Consider the following 10,965-nt stretch of genomic DNA (forward strand, 5'->3'; position numbering starts at 1 on the left):
TTCCCCTGGATGTACTTGATCTCAAGGCACTTCTTTCCCATCTCGCGCTGTTTAGCAAGCCACTCTTCCGCCCAGTCTTCCATGTAATAATATTAGGGAATAATAATATATAGATCTTTTGGTCGTGTGGCCTTGGTTTGATGAAAAGAGTGCTATGTGAAGAGATTATGCCCTATGTGTGGAAAAGTTTGGGCTTGAGAGAATTTCTGCCCTGAACAGGGAGGTGCAGGATATTGGCGGCCAATCTCTTCAGATAGGATCAGTAAGGGTGCAGGGTGACGATGAAGTTACAGAACTTGCCAAATCGATCAATACGCTTCTCAATTCAATACAGGTAATGCTCAGATCGATCGAGGAGGATCAGCAGGTGATCTGTGAAAGTGAAGCGCGCTATCGGCTCCTCTTTAATGTAGCTATGGATCCGATGCTCCTTGTTGCACTTGATCTGGATGATAAACCAGGTATAATACTCGATGCCAATGAGGCTGTTCTTTCAATGCTTGATATATCACGGGATGCACTCATCGGATTGCGCCTCTCGAAGGTCTTTAGCATTGATGAGGATGGAATCAGACTGGATAATCACTTTATTCTTGGGCATTTCCTTCCGTCCCGCTCAGATCCGATACCTGTTGAGGTGAGTATGCATTCGTTCCTTCTGAATAACAGGCCCTCAGCCATATGGATTGCGCGTGATATCTCTGAACGGGTTAGGATTGAAGAGGAGCGGCAGGTTTCAGTTGAACAGCTCAGCCATAATATCGAACAATTTGCCATACTTGGCGATAATATCCGGAATCCTCTCCAGACGATTCGCGGATACCTTTCTCTCTTTGAAGAACGTACCGAGTATGTTGAGATAATCGAGGATCAGATCGAGCAGATTGATGCTAGAATTAAAAAACTGGATGAAGGGTGGCTTGAGTCGGAGAATGTAATCAATTTCTTAAGGCGGAATCGAAAATAGGGTTATTGGTTCGTATTCTTCCGGCTCCACGCCCCTTCGCTTCCATCACGGTAAAGGGAGACGACATCCCCTATCACGATGATTGCAGGTGGCGCAACTCCCGTTGCCCTGGCTTTCTCTGTGATATCTGATAATGATCCTATGGTAACCCGCTGATCCTGGCGAAAACCCCGCTCGATGATTGCCACAGGCTTAATGCCGGGCATTCCATGCTTCATGAGGGATGCAGTGATCAGATCCAGATTTTTCACACCCATCAGGATCACGATAGTACCGGGTGATCTGGCAAGCCATTCCCAGTCTATTGCTGATTCTTCTTTTGTCGGATCCTCATGGCCTGTCAGAAACGTAACCTGGCTCGCATGGCTCCGGTGGGTGACCGGGATACCCGAGCATTCAGGCACTGCAACTGCGCTTGTGATCCCGGGTACGACTTCAACGTCGATATTCTGTTCTCTCAGCACCTCCATCTCTTCTCCGCCCCTTCCGAAGACAAAGGGATCGCCTCCTTTCAGCCTCACAACCCGTTTCCCCTGATGCGCCCTCTCAACCATCAGGCTTTCAATCTCTTCCTGTTTCATGGTATGGGAACCACCGAACTTCCCACAATTGATCTTTTCAGCAGATGCCGGTAAGGTTGCGAGTATTTCATCTCCGGGCAGCTGATCATAGAGGATTACATCTGCTGAATCGATCACTTCACGTGCACGAAATGTCAATAAACCAAGGCCGCCCGGCCCGGATCCGACGAGATATACGATTCCGTTCATCGCTAATTCAACCCCAGTATGGCTTTTGCTTCGAGGATCAGATCCAATGCGCGCTCTCTCAACTCTATTCCAATTTTGCGTGCATCATCAATTGTCTCCACGTGTTCTTCCATCCTTTCAAATCTCCCTCCATCCAGAGAGAGTACTTCTGCAATCAGGTTGCCGTTTTGGCAGTATATGCCCTGAGGCGTAAAACAACCGCCACCAACCTCTTCCATCACTGCACGCTCGATAAGTGTATCCTGCCGTGTGGCAGGATGGTCAAGTGGCTCGAGCGCTTCTATGGTCTCAGGTGCATCCCGGCAGACGACTGCAATTGTCCCCTGATTTGGTGCAGGGACAAATTGTACTGTCGGTAACCTGATTCCGTTTAAGTGGATTGACATCCGGGCAAGCCCTGCTTCTGCAAGCATGATTGCGTCGTACTCACCTGATCGCATTTTTCTAATCCGGGTATCGATATTGCCCCTGAGTTCTTTGATCTCAAATTCCTGGTCATAGCGGAGAAGTTGTGCCTTCCTTCTCGTACTGGAGGTACCGATACAGGAGATTTCTTCAAGCGGAATCTCGAATGCAAGGTAATCATAGGGAGGGTCGCGGGCAAGTACCGCTGCTGTTCTGATCCCGTCAGGTCGGGCAGCAGGGATATCTTTCATACTATGGACCGCACAGTCAATCTCACCACGAATGATCGCATCATCCAGTGCCCGGACAAAAATTCCCTGTCCGCCCACCTGGTGAAGGGGAACACCGGTATCGGCATCCCCTTCGGTTTTAATGATGATAATCTCGGTTCCAATGCCATTCTCATGAAGAAACCGGGAGACGATCTCAGTCTGCCGCCTGGCAAGGGCGCTTGCCCGTGTGCCTATACGGATTATGGGAGGCATGAATTGTAAACCCCGGCAATCGTCTCGATATCTTCATCTGTGTGTGCAAATGAGAGGAAGTTAGATTCAAACTGGGCTGGTGGGAGGAATACTCCTTTGGTAAGCGCACCCTTCCAGAACCTTCCGAATGCATCAGTATCGCTCTCTTTTGCTTCTTTGTAGTTATTTGGCGGATTCTGCCTGAAGAAATATTTGAAGATTGAATTCAATCTGACAAATGATCCCCCGGCAGATGATGGCAGGCTCTCTTCAATTGCACGGGTGCGCTCCTCAGCATGGCGATACTCTTCCAGGTGAGCATTAAGATAGTCGATCGTCGCTATACCGGCAGCAAGTGAGAGCGGGTTGCCGCTGAAGGTTCCTGCCTGGTATACCGGGCCGGCCGGCGCAATCATCTCCATGATCTCACGCTTTCCTCCAAAAGCGCCGATTGGAAGTCCGCCACCGATGATCTTTCCAAGTGTAGTCAGATCCGGGGTGATACCATACTCCTTTGCAGCCCCGCCGATGCAAAGCCTGTATCCTGTGATCACTTCATCAAAGATGAGCAGAACATCATGAGCCTTTGTGATCTCCCGCACTTCTTTTAAGTAGTTATCATCCGGCAGTATAGGGCCGATATTCCCCATCACCGGTTCCAGAATGAATGCCGCGATATCAGGATCGGCAGCAAGGATCTGTTCCAGCGCCTCGGGATCGTTATAGGGAACCTGTCTGGTAAATTCCGCAACACCTGGAGGAATTCCGGCTGAGTCTGGTATTCCAAGAGTGGTTGCACCTGAACCCGCCTTGATCAGGACGCTGTCATGGGCACCGTGAAAGCCACCTTCGACCTTCAGAATCTTCTTCTTCGCTGTATATCCACGTGCAAGCCGGATAGCTGCCATTGTGGCTTCCGATCCGCTTGAGACACACCGTAGCATCTCAATGCCGGGCTGATCACGGATGATCCGCTCTGCCATATTGATCTCCTGTTCTGCCGGTGTTCCATAGAGCCAGCCGTTCTCAAGCTGTTCTAAAATAGCATTTTTAATTGTTTCATGGGCATGCCCAAGGATCAATGGCCCATATCCAAGACAGCAGTCAATGAGATCGGTTCCATCAGCTGTTTTGATCCGTCCTCCTTTTCCAGAAACGGTATAGAAGGGATAGGGTTTAATTGCCCGGACAGGGCTGCTTACCCCTCCGGGTATGATTTTTTGTGCTCGTCTAAATAATTCATCGCTTCTCATGCAACCACCTGCAGGCATCTTCTGCAAAATAGGTAATGATCAGATCTGCACCCGCCCGTTTGATACAGGTCAGGGATTCAAGGACCACCTGTTTTTCATTGATCCATCCTTTTTCTGCGGCGGCTTTAATCATCGCATACTCGCCGCTTACCTGGTATCCTGCAACCGGCAGTCCAAGGGATCGGATCTCTTTTAAAATATCCAGGTATAATCCTGCGGGTTTCACCATCAGGATATCAGCTCCCTCTTCAGCGTCAAGTTCAGATTCCCGGAACGCCTCTCTTGCGTTTGCCGGATCCATCTGGTAGGTGGTCCGGTCTCCATATGAGTACCCCGAATCTGCGGCCTCACGGAATGGTCCATAGAGGGCGCTTGCGAATTTTGTCGAATATGAGAGAATTGGCGTCTTTTCGAATCCACTTTCATCAAGTGCAGCCCGGATTGCTATTACCTGTCCGTCAAGCATACAGGAAGGCGCAACAATATCCGCCCCCGCCTCTGCATGGCTGACTGCAATCTTTGCCATTAGTGCAAGAGAGCTGTCATTATCGAGATCCGGCCCGTCCCTCTCTTCGATGATAATTCCACAGTGGCCGTGATCGGTATATTCGCATGCGCAAACATCGGTCATAATGACCATCCCGGGAACTGCTTCCCGAATCGATCGTACTGCATTCTGGATCACTCCCTCTGGATCAAAGGCAGATGATGCATGAAAGTCTTTCTTACCCGGAATCCCAAAGAGGATCACAGCCCTGATGCCGGCATCATACAGGCGCCTGGCAACAGAAGCAATTCCGTTTGGGGGTATGCGTGACTGACCCGGCATAGATCCGATCGGATATTCCCCGCAAATCGTCTCGTCAATAAAGAGGGGTGCAACGAGATCTGTTGCCCTCAGTTCAGTCTCCCGCAGAAGTGGCTGAAGTCTCCGTTGCCTGAGTCTTCTTAATCGTGTCTCTGGAAACATATCTTCTCTCCTTTTGTGATTGCATCTACGATCATCCCGGCAGATTCGAGATCGCATTGTTCTGCGCTTATCCTGATTGCCATCGTTGCATCTGCCAGGATCTTGCCGGTAAGGACCCGGGAAAGATCGTCAACAATCTGAATGGTTTTGTGATCTGCTTTTCCAAGCCGGTTGATTGCCTTGTCCCGTTCACGTATCCGGATAGCTTCTGCCCAGGTATGTAGGGCGGCTATAGTGTCATTTGCAGCGGCACGGTTGATCCGCTGGATGAAGGTTCCAAGTTCAGCCTCGATGAGTGAGCGGATAGTGTCTGTTTCGTTCTGCCGTGCAGCCAGGTTCTCTTCTGAGATTGACCTGAGATCGTCGATTGTATAGAGATGGACACCAGGGATCTCCCGTATGGTATCATCGGTATCACGAGGCTGGGCGATATCGATAATGACAAGGGGTTTTGGCCCGGTATCAAGGGGCCAGGTTCTCCCCTGCATCGCTTTTTCGAGATCCATATGCCTTATCACAGGGTGAGGTGCGGCAGTGCAGGAGATGACGACATCAGAGAGTATGATAAATGGGAAGAGATCCTTGAAGGTGACGGCTTTCCCTCCGATCTCATCCGCGAGTTCAACGGCGCGTTCATATGTCCGGTTTGTCACATAGATGGCGGTCAGGTCCTTCTCCTGAAGCGCTTTTGTGACGAGGCGCCCCATCTCTCCGGTACCAACGACAAGGATATGCCGTTTCTTCAGGGTTCCGAGGAGGTCTTCAGCGAGCCGCACCGCAGCTGACCCGATTGAAACAGATCCACGGTTGATCATCGTCTTTTGCCTGACCATAACCCCGAAATGGATTGCGGTGTTGATGCAGATATCAATGATCTGACTGTTTCCTCCATATTCTGTGGATGAGAGGAGTGCCTGCCGCATCTGTCCGAGGATCTGATCTTCACCCACGATCATGGAGTTGATGCCGGCTGCGAGCCCGAGGAGATGGCGGAGTGCACCCAGTCCATGATGGATGGTAAACTGGTTTCTGCCGGTACCCTGCATGAAACGGGCAAGATCGTCTGGTTCTCCCTGGACGAGCACCTCAACACGGTTGCATGTCTGAAGCAGAATCGCACCTTTGAAGAGGGATCGAGCCTGGCGGATGAACTCTTCTTCATCCTGGAACCTGAATGTTTCCAGATCCTTCTGGCTTGCTATAGTGTGATCGAGCCCGGCGATGGCAATTTTTACAAGAAGCCCGTCATTCATCGCTATTCCCTCTGTTGATTTTGGGCATTGTCTCACTACTGTACCGCCTCAGAGCAAGATGAATGGTTGCATCCATATCCTTTTGAAGCCCTTCCCGGATTTCCGGGTCAATAATTGCATCTCTCAGCCTCTCAGCCCGCTCTTCCTGTTTCAGGTTGGTTGCTTTTAATGCATCCCGAAGTACAATCTGGAGATCGACCATCGCATCGATCTCGGGTATTATAGTCTCAAACCGATCCCTGAGATGCCTGCTGACGGCCGGGCTTTCGCCGCCAGTTGAGAACCCTGCGATGAGGTGGCGTCCACGGAGAATTGAAGGTATGATCACATCCCCGGCTTCCCCATCGGCATTATTGAAAAGGATGCCCGCTTCGGCTGCCAGCCTCCCAATACGGTTGTTCTGGTTTTTATCCGGGAGTGCGGAGATCACAAGGAATGCACCTTCCAGATGAGACAGAATCTCTTCGTCACTCATCTCCCCGACATCGGATTGCATCAGGTTCGCCGGAGATGCTTTAATTGCATCAGAGAAACTTCTGCTGATCACCGTTAGTTCAGCCTCATCCTGAAAGTAGCGTGCTTTTCTGGCAGAAACTGCACCTCCGCCGAAGATAACGACTTTCTTCCTGCTGAAGTCGATGATCAGGGGGATCATTTCTTCAAGGTTAGTGATGCTCGCCTATTAAGATGACGATTTTTCTGAGGCGATGCTATTTTTATCATCTAATCGTCAGATCGATCTATACTGGATTGGTGGTCCTCCTCTCCACCCACCCATTCTCCCGAATTCAAAGTCAGATCGACATGAATAAATACGGACAATTCCTATAATGTAAGGTCGCAGGGCAGCGATGTCCGAAGTGCGCCGATAGTGTAGTGGTTATCACTAGGCGTTGCCAACGCCTAAACCCGGGTTCGAGTCCCGGTCGGCGCATCCTTTTCTTTTCGTTTTATTAATTCATTCAAGGCAGATATGCTCTAATTAGAGTGTTTGATCAATACGCTCGCTTATTACTTTCATTCTTCAGAAAAGATATCGTATTATTGGTATTAAAAAAAAGAAAGGGGATGAGGGGGAGTTTAGTTCTTGCCGCCCTTCTTTGCTCCCTTCATATCTTTTGACTTGTTCTCAACTGCTGCGTCTTTACCCTTCTTTCCCTGTGCTTCATATGCCATGAGGATATTTCACCTCCCCCCAATATCATCTGGGACAATCACTTCGTTTACATGTCAGGTTATGAATCTATCGTACACTTTGTCCGGCATTTCTGTAATACTCTGTACATGTCATGCAAAATCGATATTTATTCTCATAATTCCGCTTATTTGGAATACGCGCGATATATTGATACTTTTATTGTCAACAGGCTTCGTATATGCCTGCATATCTCTGCTCTCTCTTCAGGCACCGCAGTGATACGCCTCTGGTTTCACTCGCCTGGGGAAGATTTCTTGTAGCCTGAACCTTCACCATTGACATGTATGATCCTGGTATTGATGTAGTACTACAGTTCAATGGTTGTATTGATCATAGGATCAGCCAAAGTCAGCAACTATGAGAAATGTTTTTATTGATTACCATCAGATAAAATACTGTCCGAAACTGGTAGCAGATAATTGGAATGGAGATCGATACATCCTGTAAAATGAGGATCCTGTCTGTCTTTCGCTTTATTTAGCGTGTATCGAAAGATACTATTCCTGTGCAGATGATATGAAAAATTGCTTCCAAAGCCGTCTCTATGACATCCATCCGTCAAATTCTCGTCCTGGTGAGTTGTGTGCTCATCTGCTGTATTATCATGACACAGGCATTGCCTGTATCACTGGATCCACAGTCACCGCCAAAAACAGAGAACGAGGTATCTAATAATTACTCCCCTGGCGAGGATGGATCCATTCCCGGTAAGGATGAGATGGGAGAGGATGAGCCTTTTCAATTGATGGATTTTCTGAATAAATATTTTGGAAAGTCCTCGAAGGATAACGAGGAAGGGGCTGATGCTCTGAACTGCACAGAGAATACCTCAGTTATTACTCCCCCAACTGACGATGAGATCTTCTTAATGGTACTTGGCAACAAATCTTTTAGCTTAAATCTCCTCTCGCTTCAGTGTATTATTGCACTCGATCAAAATGAGCAGAACAACCTCCGTAATTCTGCAGAAAGGCTTTATGATCTTGCTGTTGATCTTCAGGACCTGGTTGAACCACTTGATGTCGAGGATAATAATATCGGGAGAAAACAGGTCTTTCTGGAATCAATGGAGATTTTTGTAGAAGTCACCCGCACTCTCAAAGAGGGTTCACCTCAATTTGTATCAGAACGAAGGGATGCCTATAGTTCCCTCACACGTGCAATCGAGTTATTAGATAATGCAGTCCGAAACATCAACTGCATGAGGGTGACAGAGATACCGGATACAATCACGGTCGATACAGCAATGACGGTTGATCCGGAGCCAGAGGTAACCCGCCCGGCTGATATCCTCCAGGTACGCATGCCGCTAGTCTATTACGATTCTACCAGAAGCAACGAGATCTCTCTATCTCCTCAATATGGCCGTCTTCTCCAGACCTTCTATTATGAGGAGCTGAATGGCCGAAACAAAAAGACAGAGCATGTGACTGCCCCCGAGGGTAGTTCCTATATGATGGTCTATCTGAGAATTGCCCATCGTGGTAACCTGGATGGAAAAACATATACAATTAAGACACCATCCATTTCATCATTCACACTTCATGGTCCGGATGGATCATACAAGCCGATTACCACACCGAAGTACACATCACTTGGAGAGATGTATACACAGAAGACACTTGACCGCCGTGAATCCAGCCAGAGTTCACTTCTTTTTGAGGTGCCCGATACCCTCACAACTGATAATGTCTATCTCTCTGTGAATCTTGGATCAACCTATGGCACCACCTCATGGAATCTTGTGTAACCAGTCCATCCGCTTCATACTGTTCTGGTACCGGAGTTGTATGGTACAGAAGAGCGATCAACAAGTTTCAGCAACTCACTCTCTTCCGGGAAGTATAATCGTACATTTTATCTGAGTTTAGGATCATCACTACTATTGAAGATTCAGTGAGAGATCATCTCCGGAGGTGTTTCTGGCATGAGGTTTCGGTGTGATGATTTGAACCGGCATTGTGCTCTGGAATATGAAAACTACCTGATACTTATAATCTAATCTGAACTCCTGGAAATTTCATTAAGCGGTGTTGATCCAACCTATGATATCACGTGGGGATGTAGTTAAGCACCATTACTATGGTGTTGGAAGGATCATTGGAGAGCGCTATAAAGGGTGCCAGAAACACGTTCTTTTCAGGAACGGAGAACATATGTGGATAAGCAATGGAGCCCTTATCCTGGTCGATCCAGACGATCCGGCCATTCTGGATGTTGATTTCTTCACAGCAGATGCCCTCCCAAAAACCAGTGATGAAAAGGAGCTACAAGACGAGGCGCAGGTATCTGCATCACTTCTGCAGCCGGATCGTTCCACTAATGTGGTGGATCGGATTTTAGATGAAGAAACGGGTATAACTGAGAGTAGATCAAAACATAAACAGGATATATCCATCAAAGAAGTATATCTCAATGCGATCATTATTCTCATCGCAACACTCTTTCTCACGGCAATAATTTTTTCAACTGCTCCAGCAATCGAAACTGAAGATACACCGGTATCTTCATCATCATCAATCGGTTCTGCGGAATCAGAATCTCCTTTGGCATTTGCCGCTCTCTCAAAATATTTTGGAACTACAGTTCTCGTTGTGAATACCACCCCGGAACTCCCGCCGGATCCGGAACCTGAAGAGATCGTCCCAGCCATCGAGTACGATGATGAGCGCTTCCTTGATACCATTAAAAGAGAGGCCATACCGTTGACAATCATCACAATGCAGATGGTTATTGCAATTGATCAATCAAACACCAATATTTTCAACACGAATAATGATGCTCTCCATGCTCTGGCGCAGGAGAGTTTCAATGAGGTTGAGGCATTGTATGTATCTCCGAATGAAAGCGAAAGAAAACGCGATTATCAGCATGCAATGGTGCAGTTCATGAAGGCCGCCACCTATCTCCGGCGCGGGCTTCCTGCTTCAGAGAATGAACGGCGCGAGGCCCTGAATATTCTGGCATCAGCAACAGAACATCTGGATTCTGCGCTGAAGGATATCCCGATCAAACCCGGGGAGGTTGATGAGCGGAGCCTCTATACCTTCCAGCTCTCACAACTCAGTCAACCGTCAAAACCCGATGATCTCCTCCAAAAGAACACTCCGTTTATCTATATGGATGCGACACGGAGTAACGAGATCTCCATCTACCCACAATATGGACGTTTGCTCTCTTCATTTTGGTACGAGACAGATAGCGGAACGGTTTATGTAACCGCACCATCTGGCCGAACCTATATAGCTGTATTCATCAAAGTCACTCACCGGGGCAATCTTGACGGGCGGAGATACACCATCCAGACTCCGTCAATCTCGGCATTTACGCTTCATGGCGGGGGCGATACTTTCAACCCCATTCAGACGAGCGCCTATACATCACTTGGTCAGATGTATAGGCAACAGACATTGAATAGAAAAGAAATGGCCCAGGGTACTCTAATCTTTGAAGTTCCACAGACCTTACAAGTCAAAGATACCTATCTCACTATTAACCTTGGATCTGTCTGGGGCAGCCCTTCATGGGATCTGGAGTGATATGTTCTCTGTGGACGTTTGTTTTCGCTCATTTAATTTTGATCCACTTGGCTCATCTAAAAGTGATCCACCTTACTACCAATCTTGTCTTCTCACAGATTAATTCTGTGGTGTCTATCGCTGCCGAAAACTGGTGCCAGTCATAT

At 48.0% G+C, this 10,965-nt stretch carries 9 protein-coding genes and 1 tRNA gene; 4 read left to right on the forward strand and 6 right to left on the reverse strand.

The window, feature by feature from the left end:
* Window positions 1-178 precede the first annotated feature (178 nt).
* On the forward strand, window positions 179-967 hold the full coding sequence (locus FTO68_RS11360; RefSeq protein ID WP_255333531.1) for a histidine kinase dimerization/phospho-acceptor domain-containing protein: 789 nt from the start codon (window positions 179-181) through the stop codon (window positions 965-967).
* Between the two features lie 2 nt (window positions 968-969).
* Here FTO68_RS11360 and cobA read toward each other — a convergent pair whose 3' ends face one another.
* The 6 genes from cobA to FTO68_RS11390 are packed head-to-tail and all read right to left on the reverse strand — an operon-like array spanning window position 970 to window position 6,737.
* Window positions 970-1,737: a uroporphyrinogen-III C-methyltransferase gene (gene cobA / locus FTO68_RS11365; RefSeq protein WP_255333532.1), complete on the reverse strand. Its 768-nt coding sequence runs from the start codon at window positions 1,735-1,737 to the stop codon at window positions 970-972.
* 2 nt (window positions 1,738-1,739) lie between these two features.
* Entirely contained in the window at window positions 1,740-2,627 is an 888-nt protein-coding gene (hemC, locus tag FTO68_RS11370) for a hydroxymethylbilane synthase (RefSeq protein ID WP_255333533.1), read from the reverse strand.
* On the reverse strand, window positions 2,615-3,859 hold the full coding sequence (gene hemL / locus FTO68_RS11375; protein ID WP_255333534.1) for a glutamate-1-semialdehyde 2,1-aminomutase: 1,245 nt from the start codon (window positions 3,857-3,859) through the stop codon (window positions 2,615-2,617). Before hemL ends, hemC begins: the two co-directional genes overlap by 13 nt.
* Entirely contained in the window at window positions 3,846-4,829 is a 984-nt protein-coding gene (hemB, locus tag FTO68_RS11380) for a porphobilinogen synthase (RefSeq protein WP_255333535.1), read from the reverse strand. The genes hemL and hemB overlap by 14 nt, the downstream gene beginning before the upstream one ends.
* The gene (gene hemA, locus FTO68_RS11385; protein ID WP_255333536.1) at window positions 4,808-6,082 is read right to left on the reverse strand and encodes a glutamyl-tRNA reductase; all 1,275 of its coding nucleotides are present in this window, start codon (window positions 6,080-6,082) and stop codon (window positions 4,808-4,810) included. The genes hemB and hemA overlap by 22 nt, the downstream gene beginning before the upstream one ends.
* A complete protein-coding gene (locus FTO68_RS11390) occupies window positions 6,075-6,737 on the reverse strand; it encodes a precorrin-2 dehydrogenase/sirohydrochlorin ferrochelatase family protein (RefSeq protein WP_255333537.1) in 663 nt (220 codons plus the stop codon). Before FTO68_RS11390 ends, hemA begins: the two co-directional genes overlap by 8 nt.
* A 207-nt stretch (window positions 6,738-6,944) precedes the next feature.
* Here FTO68_RS11390 and FTO68_RS11395 point away from each other — a divergent pair.
* The 3 genes from FTO68_RS11395 (at window position 6,945) to FTO68_RS11405 (ending at window position 10,819) form a co-directional block, all read left to right on the forward strand.
* Window positions 6,945-7,016, forward strand: a tRNA-Gly gene (locus FTO68_RS11395).
* Between the two features lie 847 nt (window positions 7,017-7,863).
* Window positions 7,864-9,030 (forward strand): hypothetical protein, encoded by a 1,167-nt coding sequence (locus FTO68_RS11400; protein WP_255333538.1) that lies wholly within the window; start codon window positions 7,864-7,866, stop codon window positions 9,028-9,030.
* Between the two features lie 406 nt (window positions 9,031-9,436).
* Window positions 9,437-10,819: a hypothetical protein gene (locus FTO68_RS11405; protein WP_255333539.1), complete on the forward strand. Its 1,383-nt coding sequence runs from the start codon at window positions 9,437-9,439 to the stop codon at window positions 10,817-10,819.
* Window positions 10,820-10,965: the final 146 nt, after the last annotated feature.

The sequence above is a fragment of the Methanocalculus taiwanensis genome (assembly GCF_024372745.1).
GTDB classification, from domain to species: Archaea; Halobacteriota; Methanomicrobia; order Methanomicrobiales; family Methanocorpusculaceae; genus Methanocalculus; species Methanocalculus taiwanensis.

Bases quoted from the DNA above. Each gene is read 5' to 3' on its own strand.
- cobA (WP_255333532.1), bottom strand. From the start codon at position 1,737: ATGAACGGAATCGTATATCTCGTCGGATCCGGGCCGGGCGGCCTTGGT.
- hemC (WP_255333533.1), bottom strand. From the start codon at position 2,627: ATGCCTCCCATAATCCGTATAGGCACACGGGCAAGCGCCCTTGCCAGG.
- hemL (WP_255333534.1), bottom strand. From the start codon at position 3,859: ATGAGAAGCGATGAATTATTTAGACGAGCACAAAAAATCATACCCGGA.
- hemB (WP_255333535.1), bottom strand. From the start codon at position 4,829: ATGTTTCCAGAGACACGATTAAGAAGACTCAGGCAACGGAGACTTCAG.
- hemA (WP_255333536.1), bottom strand. From the start codon at position 6,082: ATGAATGACGGGCTTCTTGTAAAAATTGCCATCGCCGGGCTCGATCAC.
- FTO68_RS11390 (WP_255333537.1), bottom strand. From the start codon at position 6,737: ATGATCCCCCTGATCATCGACTTCAGCAGGAAGAAAGTCGTTATCTTC.
- FTO68_RS11405 (WP_255333539.1), top strand. From the start codon at position 9,437: ATGTGGATAAGCAATGGAGCCCTTATCCTGGTCGATCCAGACGATCCG.